Genomic DNA, 20,142 nt, shown 5'->3' with positions numbered 1-20,142 from the left:
GCTTACGAAATCCTGACGAGCGGGGTTGCGGCGACGCCGCCGAATTCGGCGAGCACGGTTTCACCTCCGACCGCCGTCTGGCCGACGGCGACGCGCGGCACCGCGGTCGACGGCAGGAAGACATCGACGCGCGAGCCGAAGCGGATCAGGCCAAAGCGTTCGCCGACGGCAATGGAGCCGCCGGTCTCAGCCCAGCAGACGATGCGGCGTGCCACCAGGCCGGCGATCTGCACGGCGACAACGATGCCGTTGGGACTGTCTATGACCAGCCCGTTGCGCTCGTTCTCCGAGCTTGCCTTGTCGAGTTCGGCATTGAGGAACTTGCCCGGCCGGTGCTCGATTTTGGTGATGCGGCCGCGCACCGGAGCGCGGTTCACATGGCAGGAGAAGACATTCATGAACACCGAGATGCGGGTCATCTCGGTGTTGCCGAGGCCAAGCTCGCGCGGCGGCACGGCCGGGCCGACCGCCGAGATGACGCCGTCGGCGGGACTGACCACCAGCCTGTCATCGACCGGGGTGACACGCTCGGGGTCACGGAAGAAATAGACGCACCAGGCGGTCAGGATCAGGCCGATCCAGAACAGCACCGAGGAGAAATAGCCGAGGAACAGCGTGCCCGCACCAAAGGCGGCAATGAACGGATAGCCCTCGCGATGGATCGGAACGAAGGCATTCTTGATCGAATCGACGAGGCTCATTGGCTGGAGCTCATGGGCTGGGGGCGGTCCCTGTTTCAGGTCCGGCCTCAATACCGGAAAGGCTCCGCGGCCGCAACGCAACATTGGGCAAGGCCGCATCGGCCGCAGCCGGCAGGAACGGTCACGTGCTTGCCTGCCGGCGGCTTTGCCGCCAGAGTTCATACCGCCGCTGGCTCAGTGCGCGGCGAAAAGGCCGACCGCCCATGATGCCAAACACAGGCAAAGCGTACCTTGTTGCCATACGATTGGCAGCCATGGGTGCCGTTTTGACCGTATTCCTGGCAGCGAGCGACCACGCAGCGGCGCAAGGCAAGCCATCCTTCGATTGCGCCAAGGCCGCCAGCGTGGCGGAAAAGGCCATATGCGCCGATCCGACCCTGGCGCAGGCCGATGCCGACGTCGCGAAGAATTATGCCGCGCTGCTGAAGAGGCTCGATGCTCATGCCGGCAAGGCGCTGCGGGACGACCAAAGCGATTTCATCGCCTATCGCGATCAGATCGCCGGCTTCAACGAAAGTTCGCCCAAGAACCAACAGACTTTCGATCTCGGCGAATTCCTGCGCGACCGCGCAACCTTCCTGTCCGGCATACGCAAGCCCCCCGATGCAGGTTTGATCGGCACATGGAGCAGCGTGCGCGGCAGCGTCGACATCAAGGCTGTTGGCGGAGGCAAGGTCGAAATCTCGGAAGATGTCGTTTCCAATCCAGTCTCGGGAAGTGGGTCATGCGAGATCGACGGCACGGTCGAGGAGCGCAACACTCTGCGGCTGGTCGACCGTGCCGTCGACAACGACAACCCAACCGGTTTTGTCTTTACCTTCCGACGCGACGGCGATGCGCTTGTCGTCGAGCAGAGCGGCGCCGGCAAGGATGGCAGATCGGAGCCCCTGTCATGCGGTGCCAACGGCCATGCCGATGGCACGTTCTTCCTGACGGAGAAAAAGTAGGCTTGCTGTCGCTAACCCGCCGCAGCGGAGCGATCAAAGTGGGCATTGAGCTCGGCCATAGCGGCCTCAGCGAGGCTTTCATCATCCTTGCCGCGCAAGAGGACACCGCCGTTCCGCAACGATTGGAAAAGGAAGACTTGGCCTGATGCCAGCACCACCCAATTCACGATTGCTCCTTCCTCCTTCTGCACCACCGAATTCGCAGAAACGATGGCATCCGTCGGGTCGAAGCCTGCCTTGCGGAGCAGGAGGTCGACGGCGGCGGGAGCATGGTATTGTTCCGCCAGCTCAATGACCGCTGTGATCTCGGGCTCTTCAGCAATGCCAAGCTTGGCGCCAACTTTCGGGGCGTTAGCCGCTAGCGGGCTCTCGCCTGGCGGTATGACAAGCAACTCTTCTGGAGCGATGTACTCGTAGACCGTGACGTGTGTCTCCGTCGCACTGCATAGTCGGGTCTTCTTCGCGCTGGTCTGAAGTTGAAAAACCAGCTGTTTCTCTCCTTCTATGTTCAGCATCCTTGCCATGCCGAACGCGATTTTGATCTCGGGCGGCGCGATCTTGGCGCAGGCAAGGCCGGCCCCGACATCGCGCCAGCTCAAGATCATCTGGCCTGCCAAGTTGCCAACGGACTTATGAAGAAGCCTGCCTTGGCGCTTCGGATTGGCCATCACCAGCCGGTGTATGACGTCGTCGTAATCGTCACTATCGACAACTTGCAGATCAGGCCATGACGCGATCCAGCGCGCCAAAAGGTTTTCCATGGGCGCGGTCTCATCCGCAACGTAGAACGCATGATCAAGTGTATCGAGAAAATCATCCCGCCCGCCCTCGAAGCCCGTCTGCTGGGCGGCTTCGTTGGGATGGTCTGCAATCCAGCTGGACATCTTTTCCAAAGTCGCAAGCTGGCCCTTTGCGCCACAAGCAGTGAGTCCAGCTCGTGCGTTGGCAATCATGGCGCCGATGCCCGGCATTGTGGATGAATTGACTATGGCCGCCGTTCTTTACCTCCGAAGAGTACGAGTCGGCATGAAGGACCTGCATCGCCTTGGTGTCGATTTCGGGATAACGATAGAGTCCTTTGGAAACCATCGCTGTGACGAATTGCATGACAGCGAAGACGAGAAAAAACGGCTCTTCATCAGGATCCTCGACGTTCGAACGCAGTACGACGACTGGCAACGGCAGGCCGAATTCCAACTGCTTTCCAGAATCTGATGCCGACTTCTCGGGCGTTTTCTTGGATTTGCGGAAAAAGAAACCGAACGTCGAAAATACTCTCTTGGTCGCAAAACTTGCGCGAACGGGTTATTTCCGACGCGACAATATCAGCTGCCCTCAAGGATTAAAGGCACTCTGATCCAGAGGCATCCGCACGATGGTTTGCCGAAATTGTCGACGGTCATGTCGGGGCGCCATAGATTCACACGTCCTTGGCAGGAAAGCGCTTCGCGACAATGCCGAATTGCGGCGAGTCGACAAACCAGGGTCAGAGATGCCATCCTCGAAATCAGTCGCCCTGAACGCCAAGGTCATTACAGAAGGCCTCGCTTTCGGAGAGTCTCCCCGCTGGCACGACGGACGCCTGTGGCTCTGCAACTGGGGAACCGGAGAGATCGTCGCGGTGGATGAGGACGGCGGGAACCAGGTGATGCTCACCGTGCCGGCCATCCTGCCCTATTCGATCGACTGGTTGCCGGATGGCCGATTGCTGATCGTCTCGGGTCGGGATGGCTTGTTGCTGCGGCAGGAGGCGGATGGAACGCTGGCCACCCATGCCGATCTTCGGTCGCTGTCAAACAGCCCGTGGAACGAGATCGTCGTCGACGGGCGCGGCAGCATCTATGTCAATGGCGGCGGGTCGGCGCCTGCACCGGGCGAGCATTTCGGGCCCGGCACCATCGTGCTGATCACGCCGGACGGCTCGGTTCGACAAGTGGCCGAGAACATCGCTTTCGCCAACGGCATGGCGGTGACGCCGGACAACAGGACACTGATCGTGGCGGAGTCGCATGCCAACCGGCTGACCGCCTTCGATATCGCGGAGGATGGCGGGCTTTCCAACCGCCGGGTCTGGGCCGATCTCGATGGCTTTCCCGACGGCATCTGCCTCGATGCCGAAGGGGCTGCCTGGTACGCGGATGTTCCCAACAAGCGCTGCGTGCGGGTGCGCGAAGGTGGCGAGGTGTTGCAGTCCGTCGATGCCGATCGCGGCTGCTTTGCCTGCATGCTGGGCGGGCCGGATGGCACGACACTGTTCATCGTCGCCGCCGAATGGCGTGGTTTCGAGAACATGATCAGCGATGCCCGCACTGGCCAGGTGCTGAGCGTCGAGGCGCCAGCACCTGGCACGGGCTGGCCCTCCTACATCTCGGGTAGACGCTGATAGTTGGCGATATCGGCATTCACACCCAGCCGGGCAATGGTCTCCTGCGGGTTGAAGCCCGCCCGCTCATGGGCTGCCTTGACGATCGGCACGACATTGTCGACGGCCGCCTGGTTTTCCCATTCGACAATGGTGACCAGGTTGAACTCGCCCGGGCCCGAAAATTGCTCGAGCACGAAATCCTGGACGAAGCCTTGCTGCAGACGCAGCAATTCATGAGTCGCCCTGACCTTGCGAAGGATTTCTTCACGGGCCTCGGCAGGAACGACGAATTTGTCGACCCTGAACACGGCTGCCTCGGCAAGTTGATCCATTTCAATCTGTCTCCGTTCTTGAACGACTTGGGTTCGGTGGCTCAGGAACGGTTTGCGATCTCAACTTAGGTTGAGGTCAAGGGGAAATTTTCGGTGGTGATGATGGCGACGACGCTGCATATCTCCCCCCTTGAGGGGGAGATGGCCGGCAGGCCAGAGGGGGTCGGTTCGACTGGATGCGCCCCCCTTGCGACCGATGAAGGTTAGCGCTCCACGCGCGGCGACCCCCTCTGTCGCCTTCGGCGACATCTCCCCCTCAAGGGGGGAGATCGGCGCTCCGCCGCCTAGCTCACCTCCGAAGTCCGCCTGCGCACAACCACACCCAGTTCATCGCTCTCGCGTGCAACTCGAAGCCTCTCTTCGGCTTCTGTCGCTTCGCGCTGGCGGTCCCACATCGACGCGTAGAGGCCATGCTTTTGCATCAGCTCGGCATGGGTGCCGCGCTCGGCGATCTCGCCGTCCTTGAGCACGATGATCTCGTCGGCGGTGATCACCGTCGACAACCTATGCGCAATGACGATGGTGGTGCGGCCCTTGCTGACCAGGTCGAGGGCGGCCTGGATTTCCTGTTCGGTGTGGCTGTCCAGCGCCGAGGTCGCCTCGTCGAGCATCAGGATCGGCGGCGCCTTCAAAATCGTGCGGGCAATCGCCACGCGCTGCTTTTCGCCGCCCGACAGCTTTAGCCCGCGCTCACCGACCATCGAGCGATAACCTTCCGGCAGCCGTTCGATAAACGGGCCGATCTGGGCAAGCTCGGCGGCTTTCTGCATATCCTCTTCGCTGGCACCGATGCGACCGTAACGGATGTTGTAGGCGATGGTGTCGTTGAACAGCACGGTGTCCTGCGGCACCATGCCGATCGCGCCGCGCAGGCTCTGCTGGGTCACATCCCTGACATCCTGGCCGTCGATCAGCACCTGACCGCCCTGGACGTCGTAGAAGCGGAATAGCAGCCGCGAAATAGTCGACTTGCCGGCGCCGGACGGTCCGACAATGGCGACCGTCTTGCCGGCCGGCACCTCGAAGGAGACACCTTTCAGGATCTTGCGGTTCGGATCATAGGCAAAATGCACGTCGCGGAACTCGACCTTGCCGGCTGTAACGGCGAGTAGCTTGGCATCGGGCTTGTCGGTGATCTCCTGCGGCACATCGAGCAGGTCGAACATCTGCTCGATGTCGGTCAGCCCCTGGCGGATTTCGCGGTAGATGAAGCCGATGAAATTGAGCGGCACCGAAAGCTGCATCAGCATAGCGTTGATGAAGACGAAGTCGCCGACCGTCTGCGTGCCGGCCTGCACCTCCAGCGCCGACATGCACATGACGATGACGGTGCCGAGGCCGAAGATGATGCCCTGGCCGAAATTCAGCCAACCGAGCGAGGTCCATATCCTGGTCGCCGCCATTTCATAGCGCGCCATCGAACGGTCGAAGCGCTCAGCCTCCATACCCTCGTTGTTGAAGTATTTGACGGTCTCGTAGTTGAGCAGCGAGTCGATCGCCTTGGTATTGGCGTCGGTGTCGCTGTCATTCATGTCGCGGCGGATCGAGATGCGCCAGTCGCTGGCGCGCACCGTGAACCAGACGTAGAGCCACACCGTGGCCGCCACCACGACCACATATTTCCAGCCATAAGTGTAGGCGAAGATGCCGGTGGTCAGCGCGAATTCGAGGATAGTCGGCGCCGTGTTCAGCATGATGAAGCGCACGATCGTCTCGATGCCCTTGGTGCCGCGCTCGATGATGCGCGACAGGCCGCCGGTGCGGCGCTCGAGGTGAAAGCGCAGCGACAGCTGGTGCATGTGAACGAAGGTGCGGAACGCGAGCTGGCGCACCGCATATTGGCCAACGCGGGCAAACAGCGCGTCGCGCAGCTGGTTGAAGCCAAGCTGCACCAGCCGCACGACATTGTAGGCGACGACCAGCATCACCGGCGCCAGCAGGAAAGATGGCAGCGGCGGCGGCGATTTGGCGTCGCCGGCCAGGGCATCCGTCGCCCATTTGAAGAAATAGGGCCCGGCAACCAGCGTCAGCTTGGCAACGACCAGAAGCAGCGTCGCCCAGGTGACGCGTGCCCTCAGATCGGGGCGGTCGGCCGGCCACATATAGGGCCACAGATTGCGCAAGGTGCCGAAGGTCGAGCTATCGGAAACGGTTTTTTCTGCCACTTGTCTTGCCTTTTGGGTGAGAAATCAGCGGCCGGAGCAGCAGGAATTGACGAGTGCGGTCAGCGATGCGGAAACGTCGGCGAGCGCGGCGCGGTCGAGTTGATAGCGCGAGCGCTGGCGGTCGGGCTCGAAGCGGACCAAGCCTGCTCCGACCAGGATTTTCAGATGCTGGGAGACCGTCGACTGCGCGAGGTCGAGATGGTCGACAACCTCACGGCAGCAGCAGGAGCGGCTGGCCGACAGATGTCTAATGATCTCGATGCGCGCCGGGTGCGAGAGTGCGGCGAAGCTCGCGGCAACGGCGCGGCTTTGGGGCGGTGCGCAGTTTGCGTGGTCTGGTTCAGCGAGCGAGTCTGCCATCGTTCATCGGCGATAGACGATGAACGGGTGCGTGGCAAGCTAACCCGATGGGTAGAGCGACCTAATCTCCCCCCTCGAGGCATAGGCGCTAATAGGTATTGCCCTGCGGAATCGGGTGTGATTCTACACTGCGATGATACACGAATCGCTTGTTGATGACGGCTGGGCCGAGACGATTGAGCTTCTGGGCGGCGAAGAGTTGATCGCAGGAAGCGCCCGCGAGACAAAGGCGTTCCTGCGCCCGCGCGGCGTCAGGTCGGCGAGCGACCTGTTGCGCCTGACACTGGCTTACTGCCTTGGCAAGGTTGGCATGCGGGGCGTCGTGGCCTGGGCGGCGGCGAGCGGGATTGCCGACATTTCGGACGTGGCGTTGCTTGGCCGGCTGCGCAATGCAGGACCATGGCTGCAGCAGTTGATTGGGCACCTTTTGAAGCGCGAGGATGCAGGTTTGGCCAAAGGCCGACTGGTTCGCATCCTCGATGCGACAGCGGTTGCCAAGGCCGGTGCGTATGAGAAGAAGAACAATGGTCTTTGGCGCATGCACTGCGCCTTCGAGCTTGAGCGCGAGCAGTTCGACTTCATCGAGATCACCGACCAGAGCGAGGCCGAGCTGATCGACCGCGTGCCGGTGGTGGCGGGCGAGATCCGCATCGGTGACCGCGCCTATCTGCAGGCCGAGCGGATCGCCAAGGTGATGGCGCAAGGCGGCGATGTTGTTGTGCGCGCGTCGTGGAAAAACGCGCGATGGCTCGACGCCAACGGCAGGGCGTTCGATCTCATCGGCTACCTGGAGAGCTGCCGGGAGGAAGTCTGCGAAACGCCTGCCCGGCTGGCACTCAAGAAGGGCGAGCCTGTGAAGATGCGCCTGATCGCCTTGCGCAAATCCGAGGCCGCGGCACAAGAAGCGCGGCGCAAAATCAACAAGGAAGCCAGGGCCAAGGGCAACAAGGTTCAACCGCAGACGCTGATTGCGGCCGGCTTCGTCCTGCTTGTGACCTCGCTTGACCGGGAGGAGTTTCCCGCCGATACGGTCCTCAAGCTCTACCGCATGCGCTGGCGCATCGAACTCGCCTTCAAGCGCCTGAAGAGCCTGATCGGGCTGCGCTCTCCTCCCGCCAAAGACCCAAGGATCGCAAGGCCTTGGATCCTTGCACACTTCCTCATCGCGCTTGTGACCGAACCCCTCTCGCAGGAGTTGGGTGTCTCTCCCCCTTGAGCGACGGGCGCCCGCTACTGTGGCGCGCCACCCGCCAGATCGTCGCCTCTCTGATCGCGACCATCTTTACTCAACCTTCCTTGGCGGCCCTGCGCCAAAATCTCCATGCCTTGCGATATCGCTGGCGCGAACCACCACGAAAGCGCAAATTTCAGTCCATGCCAAAGCTATCTTAGCGCCTATGCCTTTGCGGGGGAGATGTCGCCGAAGGCGACAGAGGGGGTCGGTACTTCCTGACGCAACGTCGTTTGCAGCAAAGAGAAGGTCGGCGTTCTATGCGCGGCGACCCCCTCTGGCCTGCCGGCCATCTCCCCCTCAAAGGGGGGAGATCAAGCGCTCGGCCGCTACTGCGTCTTCACCGGCGCCGTTGTCACCTGCTCGCCCATCGCGTTGAGGTCGGCGGCTTCGCCTTCCTTGGACTTTTCCGGAACCTTGAACACCTGCCCCGGCCAGATGCGGTCGGGATCGCTGATCTGGTCCTGGTTGGCGAGATAGATGGTCGAGAAGCGCACGCCGTGACCGTAGACGCGCCGTGAGATCCGCCACAGCGTGTCGTGCCTGCGGATGATCACCGCGCCGTCGGCATGTTCAAGCTTTGGCGCCACCGTCTCTGGCACATCGGGCGTTGCCGCCGCGACGACGGCTGGAACCTCAGCGGCAGGCGCTGCCGGTGCCGCAGGTGCCCCGGCAACCGCCGGGGCAGCCGGAGCCGGCGCTTCAGCCGCCGGTGCGGCTGGTGCGGATGCGGCAGCAGCTGGTGCGGGCTTCGCAGGGGCAGCCGCGATAGTGGCTGGCGCCGCAGGCTTCGGAGCGGCCGGTGCTTCGGCAGCAGCCGGTGCGGCCGGCTCAGCAGGCTTTGCTTCGGCGGGCTTGGTCTCGGTGGGCTTGGCCTCCGCGGGCGCCACGGCGGCGATCGCTTCGCCGGGTTCGCGCTCGAACGGCACGGCGGCGCGGGCCACGACCTTCACGCCGTCGGCGTCGAGACCGTCGACATGGATGGTGTAGCTGCCGACCGGGATGTCGCGCGTCGCCTCGACCAGGAAATGACCGTCGGGCGAGGTCACCGCATCGCCAAGCAGGATATCGTTGGCATAGGCGCGCACCTTGCGGCCGGCGTCAGCCAGACCGGCGACGAAGATCTTGTTGCCGTCGATCTCGACCGCCTCGACGACGATCTTGGGTGCAGCCACGCCTGCCGCCGGCGGCGCTGCAGGTACTGCTGGCGCTGCAGGGGCAGTTGCGGCTTCCACAGCCGGAGCAGCAGGTGCTGTTTCAGCGGCCACGGCAGGCGCAGCCGTAGCAGGCGCCTCAGCGGCTGGGGCAGCGGCCTGATCGCCGGCGGCCGGTGCCGCGGGCTTGGTCTCAGGCGCCGGGACGCTAAGCAGCTCGGCCGGCTTGCCGGGTTCCTCGACCATCGCCAGCACCTGGCCGGCGGCGTCCTTGGGAACCGAAACGACGGCGGTCTGCACGGAAGGGGTAACCACATCGCCGGCCGTCGCGCGCAACGCAATCGTATAGTCGCCGGGCTTCAGCGGATCGTCGAGAACGATGACGAAGGCGCCGTCCGGACCGGCGACAGTCGAGCCAAGCACCGAGGAGCCGTTGAGGATCTCGATCTTCGAATTGGGCGCAGCATTGCCGGCAACGACGATCGAGCCGGTGCTTTCGACGCGCACGACGTCGAAGCTCGGCGCAACCGGGCCGGCCGCGGCCGGTGCTGGGGTTGCTGGGGCAGCAACGGGCGCGGCAGGTGCCGCCGGAGCCGCAGCTTCGGTCGCGGGAGCCGTTGCGTCGGCAGGCGCGGGTGCTGCGGGAGCCTTGGCATCGGTGGGCGCGGCGGGCGCCGGCGGCAGCCTTCCCTCGGTCCCCGGATCGGCCGGCTTTTCAGCCGGCGGCGTCAGCGATGCAATCGCCGCAGGCGGCGTGGGATTCAGATACGGGTCGAGTGCGCCCGATACATAGGCGGTTCCGACGACCGCGACGGTCCCACCCGCCGCGAACAGAAACGCCTTCAATGGATTAACAGCCATATTTCCCCTACCCCTTAGCCACCTGAAGCCGGTCTAGCGTGTTTTGCCGGCACCGACAAGAAAAAGCCCGGGCTTGTCAGCCCTTGGGGCTTGACCCCGCATTCAGACCCAATCACCAATCACGAATGAACACGATTCGATCCGTCTGCGTCTATTGCGGCTCGTCTCCGGGCCGCGATGAAATCTATGCCAAGGCCGGGCACCTGCTTGGCCGCTCGCTCGCCAAAGCCGGCCTGCGGCTGGTCTATGGCGGCGGCACCAAAGGCATTATGGGCGCAGTCGCCGAAGGCGCGCTCAAGGCCGGCGGCAAGGTAACGGGCATCATTCCGCGCTTCCTCATCAACAAGGAGGCGACCGAAACCGCGCTTGACCGGCTCGACGAGTTGCTGATCACCGACAACATGCACGAGCGCAAGCACAAGATGTTCGAGAAATCCGACGCCTTTGTGGCGCTGCCCGGCGGCATCGGCACGGTCGAGGAAATCGTCGAGATCATGACCTGGGGCCAGCTCGGCCATCACCGCAAGCCGATCGTCTTCGCCAACGTTCAAGGATTCTGGGATCCGATGCTGGCGCTGCTCGACCATATGGCCAGCGAAGGCTTCATCCACACCGCGCAACGGGTCAAGCCGCTGGTGGTCGAAGACCCCGAGGCCATCGTCGCCGCCATCATGGTGGCGGGGTCGTCGGTCGATGCGCCGACGGAAGGCGTGCAGTCGGTGATTGATAAGATGTGAGGACGAAGCCGGCCTTGGCGCAGGCGGCCAGGAATTGAGCCCGGTTGGTGTCGTCGGCCTGGCGCACCAACTGCGCCGCGTCGTGCTGGCGCTCAAGGCTGCCGGCTACGAAACACTGGGCAACAAGGCCAGCCTGGCCCAGAAGCAGAAGTCCAACGCGAAGCCACTGATCGACTGCATCTGCTTGGCAAGGATCTGTAGCGTTGGGGCAGCTGACTTCGATCTGTCCAGCTTTTCTTGAGCTCCGTCTTGTGCGCAATGTAAGCACGTTGGCGACGATTTCCATTTGCAGCCCGCTTCGCAGTTGGTTATCGGAGAACATTGGGCGGGAACGGAAATTTGGAGAGCGAGACAAAGGGGAGATGAATCCGCGCGAGCGATTGACGGCCGCGAAGGGCGAGATCGCGTCGCAACCAAGGACGGCGATCCTGGTCCTCGGAATGCACCGCAGCGGCACCTCGGCGCTCGGCGCCCTCGTCGCCGCGCATGGAGCCACGCCGCCGAAACATCTGCTGCCCGGGAGCCTCCACAATCCCAAGGGACATTGGGAAAGTACCCCACTCACCATCGCCGACGACCACCTGCTCACGGCGGCCGCCTCCTCCTGGCAAGATTGGCTGCCGCTAGATCGGCAGTGGCTGCAGTCGCCGGCAGCCGAGCGATTTCGGCCCATGATGACGGCGATCATTGCCAGCGAGTTCGGCGATGCCCCCCTGTTTTTCGTCAAGGATCCGCGGATCTGCCGGTTCCTCCCCTTCATGGCCTCGATCCTGGCCGATCTCAGGATTGACCCGATCGCATTTCTGCCTGTCCGCAACCCGCTCGAAGTCGCCTGTTCGCTGCAGGAACGGGATCAAATGGCACTGCCGACAGCGTTCATGCTGTGGCTCAGGCACGTGCTCGAAGCGGAGCATCATTCGCGACACATGCCGCGCTGTATCCTGCGCCACGAAGACCTGTTGAGCGACTGGCGACATCAGATGGACCGCGCGGCCAGGGAGACCGGAATCGTCTGGCCTGTCACGTCCGATCAGGCCGACGCCGCAATCGCCGAGTTCCTGGACAAGGACCTGCATCATCAGCGGGCCTCGGTCGCTGATCTGCAAAACCATCCGGATGCCACGCCATCAGTCCGCAGCGCCTATGCCATTTTGCGCAGTATGGCGTCTGAAGGCGACAGCCAGGACTTGCGCGACCAGCTCGACAGGGTGCGGGCAACGTTCGATGAGAGCTGCGATGTGGTTGGCAAGGCCGTTGCCGCAGGGAACCTGGGCGCTAAACGGCTACACGGCGAACTGGAAAAGGGCATCGTCGAGCGTGACGCCCTCGCTGACGCCCAACAGGCCCTCATCCGAGACCGAGACAGCTTCATGGCGGAGCGTGACGCGCTTGCTCACGCCCAGCAGGACCTCATCCAAGCCCGAGACAGCTTCATGGCGGAGCGTGATGCGCTTGCTCACGCCCAGCAGGACCTCATCCAAGCCCGAGACAGCTCCATGGCGGAGCGTGACGCGCTCGCCCTGGCCCAAGACGGCCTCGTAGCCGAGCGTAGCGCGCTGGCCAGGATCCGAGACGACCTGGTGGCGGAGCGCGATGCGGCGCTTGCGTCACGCAGCTGGCGATTGACTGGACCGTTGCGATGGGTGAGCTCCATTCGTCGGCGATAGCAGCAAACACTCTAAACGCTGCTCGACAAACTGTGATCGCCTGTCAAGAAACCGTCACACGGAACCCGCCTCACTCGTGTTACGAAGGACGGGTCGGCATCCGCGCGTCGGCATAGTCGAAATCTGAACCTGGTCGAAATTTCTTGGCGAGGCGAGCCGTGAACATTGCTCTCAACGCGGAAGGCCTGTCGCCTTACCTGCCCGACGAGCACGGGCTGTTCTTCATCTACCATTTCACCGCCGAGGGCCTGCGCACCAAGGACGCGGCCGAGGTTGCATGGACATGGCGCAGCTACCAGCTGTCCGACCTGCGCGCCCGTCATGAGATCGCCGCCGAGCAGGCTCTGCCCGGGCCGGTGCGCGAAGCTTTCCTCGGCGCCAGCCAGGGTTGCCACATCGATCTCGAGGATGCCTGGCTTTATGGCGACCTGCCGGATCTGCGCCACGACTATTCGGCGGAAGCGCGCGGGCTCGGCCATTTCCGTTTTGCGCTCAACGACAAGACGCTGATCGGCGCGCGCAAGCAGCCACTGGAATCGGTCGATCTCATCCGCAAGGCGGTGGAGAGCGGCTCGCGCAAATTCCGCTCCCCCGCCGACCTGGTCGAAGCGGTCATGGGCCAGTCGCTCGACGGCATGGCGGCCGAGCTCCACGGTCTTGGCGATACGCTGGACGGCATCGAGGACCGTATCGTGCGCGATGCCTGGCACGGCGAGCGGCAGTCGCTGGTCGAGGCGCGCCGTCAACTGGTGGTCATCCACCGGCAGATGGCGACGCTCACAAACCTTTTTCGCCATCTCGACCATTCGCATCGCAATGAGCTGCCCGATCGGATCAATGACATGGCGACAAGGCTCTCGCACCGGGCACACACGCTCTATCACGACGGCGAGCAGTTGCAGGCACGCGCAAGGTTGCTGCAGGACGAGTTGATGGCCAAGCTGACAATGCAGTCCAACCAGCTGCTCTATGTGCTGTCGGTGATGACGGCGGTGCTGTTGCCGATGACCATCATATCAGGCCTGTTCGGCATGAATGTCGGTGGCCTGCCCATGGTCAATACGCCGATGGGCTTCTGGGTGGTCTCGGCGGTTTCGATCGTGATCGCCGCGGCGACCTACATGTTCGTAAGGCGGCTCGGGCGAACGTAACGCCTCGATCCCTTTGTTTTCACTCAATTCCCAAGGGAACGCGACGCGCTTTTCCTGGAATGCCCATCACGCCGTAGCGCGAAGATCCTCGACGATGGTGCCGGCGGCAGCGACCTCCGCCTCATGGTCCGGCTCCCGCCAGGTCTCGGCGAGACCCGCCGCATACCATTCCTGCATGGCCGGCAGGCCAAGCAATTGCGGGGGATAGGCTGCAGCTGCCCCTTCGAAAGACAGCCCATAGGATAGCACACGGAACGCCACCGGAGCAAAGAAGGCGTCGACGGCGGTAAAATGGCCGCCGGCAAGGAACGGCCCGCCGAACAGGGCAAGGCCATCGTTCCAGAGATCGCCCAAACGGAACAGATCCTGCTTCAGCGCGTCCGACATCGGCAACGGTTTCACCCGCAAGCCGCAATTCATCGGGCATGCGCCGCGCAAGGCCGTGAAACCAGAATGCATTTCGGCGGCGGCCGAGCGCGCCCAGGCTCGCGCATTGGCCTCGGCAGGCCACACACCATGGTGGCGCTCGGCGAGATACTCGGCAATAGCCAGCGAATCCCAGACAGCCCAGCCGTCATCCACCAGGCAAGGCACGCGCCCGCTGGGTGAGAACGCCCGGTAAAGATCGAAACTGGGCCCGGTCGGAAACGGCGTCAATTGCTCCTCGAACGGAATGTCGAGGGTGCGCATCAGCACCCATGGCCGCAGCGACCATGACGAATAGTTCTTGTTGGCGATATGCAGCACGTACATCGAAAGGCTCCCTACTTCGGGGCCAACGCCACCGGGCGGATTTCACGGCCACGAAACATCGACCAGGAATACATCGCCAATGCCGCCCAGATCAGCGCGAAGGCAATTGCTTGCGTGGTGCCGAACGGCTCGTCGAAAATCAGCACGGCTATCAGGAACACCATGGTCGGTGCGATGTACTGCATGATGCCGATGGTGGAGAGGCGCAGAAGCTTGGCGCCGAAGGCGAACAGAAGCAGCGGCACCGAGGTGACTGGGCCGCAGCCGATGAGCAAAGCCATATCGGTGCCGTTGCTGGAGATGAAATGGTCCTGGCCGTTGACGAGCAGGAAGACGATGTAGGCAAGCGCCGGCACCGAGAGCAAAAGGACTTCGAGCAGAAAGCCCTGGCTCGGGCCGATCGGCATCGTCTTGCGGAAGAAGCCGTAGGCGGCGAAGGAAAAGGCCAGCGCCAGCGACACCCAGGGCAATTTGCCGGCGTCGACGGTGAGCACGGCAACGGCGATCGCCGCCAGCAACACGGCCGCGATCTGCAGCCGGTCGAGCTTCTCGCCGAGCAACAACGCGCCGACGACGATGCTAACTAATGGGTTGATGTAGTATCCGAGCGCGGTCTCGACGGTGCGGTCGACCGAGATCGCCCAGACATAGATGGCCCAGTTGACGGAGATCAGGGTCGCCGTCAGCGCCGCCATGGCGATGCTGCGCGGCGAGCGGATCGCCGCCTTGAAATCGGCTGTGCGGCCGGCCCAGACCAGCACCGCGGCGGCAATCGGCACCGACCAGACGATGCGGTGGGCGATCACCTCGATCAGCGGCAGATGCGCAACCGCCTTCATGTAGAAGGGCAACAGGCCCCATAGCAGATAAGCGCCGAGCGCGAGGAGAAAGCCGCTGCGGGCTTTGGAGTCGGCGTCGGGCTGGATCGTGTCGCTGGCCATGGCAAACGCTATGGCCCAGTGGGCCATCCAAAACCATCGCAAAATTATGATGGATCAATGGACTTCCGCTGATGGCTCAAGGGGCGGCGCCAGTTCCTCGCCCCACTTCGGGGGGCGAGGAAACCCACGTCTTGCAACCCTACTCCGCCGCCACCAATCCCGCCATGTCGCGGTTCTTCATCAGCTTGTAGACGATCGAATCCATCAGCGCCTGGAAGGAGGCGTCGATTATGTTTTCCGACACGCCGACCGTCCACCAGCGTGCGCCGGTGCCGTCATGCGATTCGATCAGGACGCGAGTGATCGCCTCGGTGCCGCCATTGAGGATACGCACCTTGAAATCGGCGAGCTCCATGTCGGCGATCTCGCTCTGGAATTTGCCGAGGTCCTTGCGCAACGCGATGTCGAGCGCGTTGACCGGGCCGTGGCCTTCGGCCACCGACATCTTCTCCTCGCCCTCGACCATCACCTTGACGATGGCTTCGGAGACCGTCTTCAACTGGCCGTTGGCATCGAAGCGGCGCTCGACCATGCAGCGGAACGAAGTGACGTTGAAGAACTCCGGCAGGCCGTGCAGCATTTTGCGCGCCAACAGCTCGAAGGAGGCATCGGCGCCCTCATAGGCGTAGCCCTCGGCCTCGCGCTCCTTGACCACCGAGATCAGCGCATCGAGACGATGGTCGTCTCTGGGCACATCGATGCCGCGCCGCTTCAGCTCGGCGAGGAAATTGGCCTTGCCGCCCTGGTCCGAAACCATAACGCGGCGGCGGTTGCCTACCGCCTCGGGCGGTACATGTTCATAGGTCGCCGGCTCCTTGGCCAGTGCGGAGGCATGGATGCCGGCCTTGGTGGCGAAGGCTGAGGCGCCGACATAGGGCGCCTGCGCTTCCGGAGCACGGTTCAGCAATTCGTCGAAGGCGCGGGAAAGCCGGGATATCCCGGTCAGCGCCTCGGCCGAGATGCCGGTTTCAAACCGATCGGCGAAGGCCGGCTTCAGCGCCAGCGTCGGTACGATCGAGACCAGATTAGCGTTGCCGCAGCGCTCGCCGATGCCGTTCAGCGTGCCTTGGATCTGGCGCACGCCGGCCTCGACGGCGGCAAGCGAATTGGCCACCGCTTGGCCGGTGTCGTCATGGGCATGGATGCCGAGATGGCCGCCCGGAATACCTGAAACAATGACCTTGTCGACGATGGCGCGCACTTCCGAGGGCTGCGTGCCACCATTGGTGTCGCACAACACCACCCAGCGCGCGCCGGCATCATAGGCGGTCCTGGCGCAGGCCAGTGCGTAGTCCGGATTGGCCTTGAAGCCGTCGAAGAAATGCTCGCAATCGACCATCGCTTCCTTGCCGGCGGCAACAGCTGCTTCGACCGACGCGTTGATCGAGTCGAGGTTTTCCTCATTGGTGCAGCCGAGCGCGACGCGGACATGATAGTCCCAGCTCTTGGCGACGAAGCAGATGGCGTCGGACTTGGACTGCACGAGCGCTGCCAGGCCCGGGTCGTTGGATGCCGACACGCCTGCCCGCTTGGTCATGCCGAAGGCGACGAACTTTGCCTTCGCCGTGCGCTTCTGCTGGAAGAAGGCGGTGTCGGTCGGATTGGCGCCGGGATAGCCGCCTTCGACATAGTCCATGCCGAACTCATCGAGCAGCTTGGCAATCGCGATCTTGTCCTCGACGGAAAAGTCGATGCCCGGCGTCTGCTGGCCATCGCGGAGGGTTGTGTCGAAGAGATAGAGGCGTTGTTTGGTCATTGTTCTGTTGGCGCGCGAGCACCCCCCTCTGGCCTGCCGGCCATCTCCCCCTCAAGGGGGAAGATCGGCAGCTTTAGCGTCGGATCGTTTCCTGCAGCGACGGAGATTTGCGAAAGCGCCGATGACAGCCAATCTCCCCCCTTGAGGGGGAGATGTCCGGCAGGACAGAGGGGGGTGCCACGCGCTGTCATTTCCCCGCAAACCCATCCGTCGCGCGTATCAGCCGATCCAGAATCCCCGGCTCCGAATAGGAATGGCCGGCGCCTTCGATGAGGTGGAAATCCGCCTTCGGCCAGGCCTTGTGCAGGGCCCAGGCATAGCGCGCCGGGCACGGCATGTCGTAGCGGCCGTGGACGATTGTGCCGGGAATATCCGCGAGCTTATGGGCATCGCGCAGAAGCTGCCCCTCCTCCAGCCAGCCGGCGTGGACGAAATAGTGGTTCTCGATGCGGGCAAAGGCGATGGCGAAGTGGTCCTCGCCGAACTTGTCGCTGGTCTCCGGCTCCGGTAGCAGCGTGATCGTCTCACCTTCCCACAGGCTCCAGGCAAGGGCGGCTTCCAGCTGCGCCTTGCCATCGGCGCCGACCAACCGCCTGCGGTAAGCGGCCATCATGTCGCCGCGCTCGGCTTCAGGAATTGGCGCCAGGAAACGCTCCCATTTGTCGGGGAACATCTCGGAGACGCCGAACTGATAGTACCATTCGAGTTCGGCGCGGGTCAGCGTGTAGATGCCGCGCACGACAAGCTCGCTGACGCGATTAGGATGCGTCTCGGCATAGGCCAGCGCCAGCGTCGAGCCCCACGAGCCGCCGAACACCAGCCATTTTTCGAAGCCGCACATCTCACGCAGCCGCTCGATGTCGGCAACCAGGTGCCAGGTGGTGTTGGCCTCGAGCGAGGCGTTGGGTGTCGATTTCCCGCAGCCGCGCTGGTCGAACAGGATGACGTCGTAAAGCTTCGGGTCGAACAATTGCCGATGTTTTGGCGAGAAGCCGCCGCCGGGACCGCCATGCAGGAAAACGGCCGGCTTGGCGCCCCTGGTTCCGGAGCGCTCCCAGTAGATATGATGGCCGTCGCCGACATCGAGCATGCCGGACTCGAACGCCTCGATCTCTGGATAAAGAGTACGAAGCTCACTGTTCATTTCATTGCTCATATCTTCAGGCCGTTCGCGGGCCAGTCCGTGGTTTCGTGGTCGGGATGCTGGAAGGAGATGATCTGCTCCTGGCGGGAGTAGAAATCCGGATCCTGATGCACGGGCTGGTCAAAGATCGTTTCCACCCAAGGCAATCGGACCGCGTAGTTGACCTGGATCTGCGGCGCCAGATCGGAGCGGTCGTCGAAGGCGCCGATGGCGATCTCCAGTGCGCCAGGTTGGCGATAGGTCAGCGGTGTACCGCAGCGGGCACAGAAGCCGCGATCGATGTTGACCGACGACTGGAAGTAGGTCGGCTCCTCGCGCACCCATTCGACGCCATCCTTGGGCACTGTCACCAGGGCGCCGAAAAACGACCCGAACTGTTTCTGGCACATGCGGCAATGGCAGATGGACGCCCGGCCAAGCTTGCCCTTGATGCGGAAACGGACGGCGCCGCACTGGCAGCCGCCGGTTCGAACTTCATCGGTCATAACTTTTCCTCTGGCGGCCATTGTTCGGTGTCATGATCGGGATGCTGGTAGGAGACAAGCTCGGCAAGATAAGGCGCCGACGACATGTCGGCCATCGTGTCCTCGCCCGGCAATTGCGGAAGGGTGTCGACATAAGGCAGTTTTGCCTCGGTGCCCCACTGGATCAGCGGCACGATTTCGGCCGGATTGTCGAAGGCGCCAATGGCAAGGCCGACGCCGTCGGGCGCGGTAAAGGTCAGCGGCGTGCCGCAATTGCCGCAAAAGCCACGATCGACGTGGCTGGACGAGGCGAAATATTTCGGTTCGCCGCGCGTCCAGTCGAGTTTGGCGCCACGCACCGAGACCAGGGGCGCGTAAAATGAGCCGAACGCCTTCTGGCACATGCGGCAATGGCAGATCGAGGCGTCACCTAGCGCACCCTCGACGCGAAAGCGCACCGCGCCGCACTGGCAGCCGCCGGTGTAGATCGGCCGGTTGTCGAGGCTCATGGCGTTTCACTCCGTTTCATAGTCATTCGGGCGCATGGCAGACGGCCTCGACATTGTTGCCGTCGGGATCCAAGACGAAGGCGCCGTAATAGTCCGGGTGATAATGCGGGCGCAGCCCCGGCCCGCCATTGTCCTTGCCGCCGGCGGCGAGCGCCGCGGCATGGAAGGCGTCGACCTCGGCGCGGCTGCGCGCGGTGAAGGCGACGTGCTGATGGGTCCTCGGCTTGTCATCGCTGGCCTGCAGCCAGAACACCGGCCGGTCGCGGCCATAACCGCCGACCTTGGCGCCGCCGGTATATTCCAGTGGCACCATGTAAATCAGCGAGGCGCCAAGCGGCGCCATCGCCTGGTCATAAAAGGCTTTCGACGCGCCGAAATCGGCGACATTGATGCCGAGATGGTCGATCATGAAACAAGCTCCTCCCTTGCTGGCGCCGGCACGTCGGCGCCGGCCAAGCCGGCCTCGATCACGATGTGCTGGCAGACATTGTCGATATCGCGGATGACGTCGTCGTTCCAGAAGCGCAGGATGGTCCAGCCACTGGCACTCAATTGAGCGCTGCGTGCCTTGTCGCGTTCTGCATCTTCTACGTCGGCATGCTGACTGCCATCAACCTCGACTACGAGGTGGTGGGCCGAACAGGCGAAGTCGACAATGTAGGGCCTAATCGGTACCTGTCGGCGAAAGCTCATCCTCATCAGCCGGTGAGCCCGCAACTCATTCCACAGTTTCAGCTCGGCATCGGTCATGACGCGACGCATGGACTTTGCATTCTTGCGCTGACGCGATGGAACGAGGTCGTGACCCATGCTCAGGCCACTCCGCGCTGGCGATTAGCGAAAACCGAGGCGAGGGCTGATCTCCCCCCTTGCGGGGGAGATGTCCGGCAGGACAGAGGGGAGT

Annotated in this window: 22 protein-coding genes and 1 pseudogene; 8 read left to right on the top strand and 15 right to left on the bottom strand. The window is 63.1% G+C overall.

The genetic code is table 11. The features are described 5' to 3' along the window. Positions 1-2 precede the first annotated feature (2 nt). Positions 3-785: a phosphatidylserine decarboxylase gene (locus tag ACYG97_RS02745; protein WP_280799849.1), complete on the bottom strand. Its 783-nt coding sequence runs from the start codon at positions 783-785 to the stop codon at positions 3-5. A gap of 170 nt (positions 786-955) precedes the next feature. Here ACYG97_RS02745 and ACYG97_RS02740 point away from each other — a divergent pair, with 170 nt between their 5' ends. Then, positions 956-1,648 carry a lysozyme inhibitor LprI family protein gene (locus ACYG97_RS02740; protein ID WP_023734832.1) on the top strand — a complete coding sequence of 231 codons (693 nt, stop codon included), beginning with the start codon at positions 956-958 and terminating at the stop codon, positions 1,646-1,648. A gap of 11 nt (positions 1,649-1,659) precedes the next feature. On the opposite strand, the pseudogene ACYG97_RS02735 reads toward ACYG97_RS02740, so the two are convergent. Both ACYG97_RS02735 and ACYG97_RS02730 read right to left on the bottom strand, forming a co-directional pair. Then, a pseudogene (locus tag ACYG97_RS02735) lies at positions 1,660-2,547 on the bottom strand (hypothetical protein); the annotation flags it as partial. Then, entirely contained in the window at positions 2,462-2,689 is a 228-nt protein-coding gene (locus ACYG97_RS02730) for a DMP19 family protein (RefSeq protein ID WP_460221623.1), read from the bottom strand. The gene ACYG97_RS02730 and the pseudogene ACYG97_RS02735, both read right to left, overlap by 86 nt. Here ACYG97_RS02730 and ACYG97_RS02725 point away from each other — a divergent pair. After that, positions 2,600-2,863, top strand: a complete 264-nt coding sequence (locus tag ACYG97_RS02725; RefSeq protein ID WP_156937252.1) for a hypothetical protein — start codon at positions 2,600-2,602, stop codon at positions 2,861-2,863. The genes ACYG97_RS02730 and ACYG97_RS02725 overlap by 90 nt on opposite strands. Positions 2,864-3,140: 277 nt before the next feature. Next, on the top strand, positions 3,141-4,031 hold the full coding sequence (locus ACYG97_RS02720) for an SMP-30/gluconolactonase/LRE family protein (RefSeq protein ID WP_023734829.1): 891 nt from the start codon (positions 3,141-3,143) through the stop codon (positions 4,029-4,031). Here ACYG97_RS02720 and ACYG97_RS02715 read toward each other — a convergent pair. The 3 genes from ACYG97_RS02715 to ACYG97_RS02705 all read right to left on the bottom strand — a co-directional run bounded on the left by ACYG97_RS02715 (position 4,010) and on the right by ACYG97_RS02705 (position 6,870). Further along, positions 4,010-4,345: an antibiotic biosynthesis monooxygenase gene (locus tag ACYG97_RS02715; protein ID WP_023734828.1), complete on the bottom strand. Its 336-nt coding sequence runs from the start codon at positions 4,343-4,345 to the stop codon at positions 4,010-4,012. The genes ACYG97_RS02720 and ACYG97_RS02715 overlap by 22 nt on opposite strands. A gap of 284 nt (positions 4,346-4,629) precedes the next feature. Continuing rightward, the gene (locus tag ACYG97_RS02710; RefSeq protein ID WP_023734827.1) at positions 4,630-6,510 is read right to left on the bottom strand and encodes an ABCB family ABC transporter ATP-binding protein/permease; all 1,881 of its coding nucleotides are present in this window, start codon (positions 6,508-6,510) and stop codon (positions 4,630-4,632) included. Positions 6,511-6,534: 24 nt separating this feature from the next. Continuing rightward, complete coding sequence (locus tag ACYG97_RS02705) at positions 6,535-6,870, bottom strand: ArsR/SmtB family transcription factor (RefSeq protein WP_023734826.1); 336 nt, start codon at positions 6,868-6,870, stop codon at positions 6,535-6,537. A gap of 133 nt (positions 6,871-7,003) precedes the next feature. Between ACYG97_RS02705 and ACYG97_RS02700 the strand changes: the two genes are divergently transcribed. Beyond that, positions 7,004-8,086 (top strand): transposase, encoded by a 1,083-nt coding sequence (locus ACYG97_RS02700; protein ID WP_460221554.1) that lies wholly within the window; start codon positions 7,004-7,006, stop codon positions 8,084-8,086. 344 nt (positions 8,087-8,430) lie between these two features. On the opposite strand, the gene ACYG97_RS02695 is transcribed toward ACYG97_RS02700, so the two are convergent. Beyond that, positions 8,431-10,116, bottom strand: a complete 1,686-nt coding sequence (locus ACYG97_RS02695; protein ID WP_460221553.1) for a LysM peptidoglycan-binding domain-containing protein — start codon at positions 10,114-10,116, stop codon at positions 8,431-8,433. A gap of 125 nt (positions 10,117-10,241) precedes the next feature. Between ACYG97_RS02695 and ACYG97_RS02690 the strand changes: the two genes are divergently transcribed. The 4 genes from ACYG97_RS02690 to ACYG97_RS02675 all read left to right on the top strand — a co-directional run bounded on the left by ACYG97_RS02690 (position 10,242) and on the right by ACYG97_RS02675 (position 13,671). After that, positions 10,242-10,853, top strand: a complete 612-nt coding sequence (locus ACYG97_RS02690) for an LOG family protein (protein WP_023673582.1) — start codon at positions 10,242-10,244, stop codon at positions 10,851-10,853. 34 nt (positions 10,854-10,887) lie between these two features. After that, the gene (locus tag ACYG97_RS02685; protein WP_023731974.1) at positions 10,888-11,094 is read left to right on the top strand and encodes a hypothetical protein; all 207 of its coding nucleotides are present in this window, start codon (positions 10,888-10,890) and stop codon (positions 11,092-11,094) included. Positions 11,095-11,215: 121 nt separating this feature from the next. After that, positions 11,216-12,520 (top strand): sulfotransferase family protein, encoded by a 1,305-nt coding sequence (locus ACYG97_RS02680; protein WP_023731975.1) that lies wholly within the window; start codon positions 11,216-11,218, stop codon positions 12,518-12,520. A 158-nt stretch (positions 12,521-12,678) separates the two neighbouring features. Further along, the gene (locus ACYG97_RS02675; protein ID WP_023684466.1) at positions 12,679-13,671 is read left to right on the top strand and encodes a transporter; all 993 of its coding nucleotides are present in this window, start codon (positions 12,679-12,681) and stop codon (positions 13,669-13,671) included. 66 nt (positions 13,672-13,737) lie between these two features. On the opposite strand, the gene ACYG97_RS02670 is transcribed toward ACYG97_RS02675, so the two are convergent. The 8 genes from ACYG97_RS02670 to ACYG97_RS02635 all read right to left on the bottom strand — a co-directional run bounded on the left by ACYG97_RS02670 (position 13,738) and on the right by ACYG97_RS02635 (position 20,048). Further along, positions 13,738-14,424 (bottom strand): glutathione S-transferase family protein, encoded by a 687-nt coding sequence (locus tag ACYG97_RS02670; RefSeq protein ID WP_023731976.1) that lies wholly within the window; start codon positions 14,422-14,424, stop codon positions 13,738-13,740. A gap of 11 nt (positions 14,425-14,435) precedes the next feature. Beyond that, the gene (gene rarD, locus ACYG97_RS02665; RefSeq protein WP_023731977.1) at positions 14,436-15,365 is read right to left on the bottom strand and encodes an EamA family transporter RarD; all 930 of its coding nucleotides are present in this window, start codon (positions 15,363-15,365) and stop codon (positions 14,436-14,438) included. A 139-nt stretch (positions 15,366-15,504) separates the two neighbouring features. Next, the gene (cimA, locus tag ACYG97_RS02660) at positions 15,505-17,121 is read right to left on the bottom strand and encodes a citramalate synthase (RefSeq protein ID WP_023684468.1); all 1,617 of its coding nucleotides are present in this window, start codon (positions 17,119-17,121) and stop codon (positions 15,505-15,507) included. 187 nt (positions 17,122-17,308) lie between these two features. Then, the gene (gene pip / locus ACYG97_RS02655) at positions 17,309-18,265 is read right to left on the bottom strand and encodes a prolyl aminopeptidase (RefSeq protein ID WP_023684469.1); all 957 of its coding nucleotides are present in this window, start codon (positions 18,263-18,265) and stop codon (positions 17,309-17,311) included. 8 nt (positions 18,266-18,273) lie between these two features. Then, positions 18,274-18,750, bottom strand: coding sequence for a GFA family protein (locus ACYG97_RS02650; protein ID WP_023731979.1), 477 nt, complete (start codon positions 18,748-18,750; stop codon positions 18,274-18,276). Then, positions 18,747-19,238 carry a GFA family protein gene (locus ACYG97_RS02645; RefSeq protein ID WP_023727579.1) on the bottom strand — a complete coding sequence of 164 codons (492 nt, stop codon included), beginning with the start codon at positions 19,236-19,238 and terminating at the stop codon, positions 18,747-18,749. Before ACYG97_RS02645 ends, ACYG97_RS02650 begins: the two co-directional genes overlap by 4 nt. Before the next feature lie 22 nt (positions 19,239-19,260). Then, positions 19,261-19,647: a VOC family protein gene (locus ACYG97_RS02640; protein WP_023684472.1), complete on the bottom strand. Its 387-nt coding sequence runs from the start codon at positions 19,645-19,647 to the stop codon at positions 19,261-19,263. Next, positions 19,644-20,048, bottom strand: coding sequence for an endonuclease domain-containing protein (locus tag ACYG97_RS02635; RefSeq protein ID WP_023731980.1), 405 nt, complete (start codon positions 20,046-20,048; stop codon positions 19,644-19,646). The genes ACYG97_RS02640 and ACYG97_RS02635 overlap by 4 nt, the downstream gene beginning before the upstream one ends. Positions 20,049-20,142: the final 94 nt, after the last annotated feature.

It is taken from the genome of Mesorhizobium sp. W067 (assembly GCF_054719525.1).
Note: the sequence above shows the minus strand (reverse complement) of the source record. Positions and strands in the feature narration are given on the sequence as shown.

What these genes read in the sequence shown, in the direction of transcription:
- ACYG97_RS02745 (WP_280799849.1), bottom strand. Translation starts at nt 785, where the DNA reads ATGTTGCGTTGCGGCCGCGGAGCCTTTCCGGTATTGAGGCCGGACCTG.
- ACYG97_RS02740 (WP_023734832.1), top strand. Translation starts at nt 956, where the DNA reads ATGGGTGCCGTTTTGACCGTATTCCTGGCAGCGAGCGACCACGCAGCG.
- ACYG97_RS02725 (WP_156937252.1), top strand. Translation starts at nt 2,600, where the DNA reads ATGGCGCCGATGCCCGGCATTGTGGATGAATTGACTATGGCCGCCGTT.
- ACYG97_RS02730 (WP_460221623.1), bottom strand. Translation starts at nt 2,689, where the DNA reads ATGCAGGTCCTTCATGCCGACTCGTACTCTTCGGAGGTAAAGAACGGC.
- ACYG97_RS02720 (WP_023734829.1), top strand. Translation starts at nt 3,141, where the DNA reads ATGCCATCCTCGAAATCAGTCGCCCTGAACGCCAAGGTCATTACAGAA.
- ACYG97_RS02715 (WP_023734828.1), bottom strand. Translation starts at nt 4,345, where the DNA reads ATGGATCAACTTGCCGAGGCAGCCGTGTTCAGGGTCGACAAATTCGTC.
- ACYG97_RS02705 (WP_023734826.1), bottom strand. Translation starts at nt 6,870, where the DNA reads ATGGCAGACTCGCTCGCTGAACCAGACCACGCAAACTGCGCACCGCCC.
- ACYG97_RS02700 (WP_460221554.1), top strand. Translation starts at nt 7,004, where the DNA reads ATGATACACGAATCGCTTGTTGATGACGGCTGGGCCGAGACGATTGAG.
- ACYG97_RS02695 (WP_460221553.1), bottom strand. Translation starts at nt 10,116, where the DNA reads ATGGCTGTTAATCCATTGAAGGCGTTTCTGTTCGCGGCGGGTGGGACC.
- ACYG97_RS02690 (WP_023673582.1), top strand. Translation starts at nt 10,242, where the DNA reads ATGAACACGATTCGATCCGTCTGCGTCTATTGCGGCTCGTCTCCGGGC.
- ACYG97_RS02680 (WP_023731975.1), top strand. Translation starts at nt 11,216, where the DNA reads ATGAATCCGCGCGAGCGATTGACGGCCGCGAAGGGCGAGATCGCGTCG.
- ACYG97_RS02670 (WP_023731976.1), bottom strand. Translation starts at nt 14,424, where the DNA reads ATGTACGTGCTGCATATCGCCAACAAGAACTATTCGTCATGGTCGCTG.
- rarD (WP_023731977.1), bottom strand. Translation starts at nt 15,365, where the DNA reads ATGGCCAGCGACACGATCCAGCCCGACGCCGACTCCAAAGCCCGCAGC.
- cimA (WP_023684468.1), bottom strand. Translation starts at nt 17,121, where the DNA reads ATGACCAAACAACGCCTCTATCTCTTCGACACAACCCTCCGCGATGGC.
- pip (WP_023684469.1), bottom strand. Translation starts at nt 18,265, where the DNA reads ATGAACAGTGAGCTTCGTACTCTTTATCCAGAGATCGAGGCGTTCGAG.
- ACYG97_RS02650 (WP_023731979.1), bottom strand. Translation starts at nt 18,750, where the DNA reads ATGACCGATGAAGTTCGAACCGGCGGCTGCCAGTGCGGCGCCGTCCGT.
- ACYG97_RS02645 (WP_023727579.1), bottom strand. Translation starts at nt 19,238, where the DNA reads ATGAGCCTCGACAACCGGCCGATCTACACCGGCGGCTGCCAGTGCGGC.
- ACYG97_RS02640 (WP_023684472.1), bottom strand. Translation starts at nt 19,647, where the DNA reads ATGATCGACCATCTCGGCATCAATGTCGCCGATTTCGGCGCGTCGAAA.
- ACYG97_RS02635 (WP_023731980.1), bottom strand. Translation starts at nt 20,048, where the DNA reads ATGGGTCACGACCTCGTTCCATCGCGTCAGCGCAAGAATGCAAAGTCC.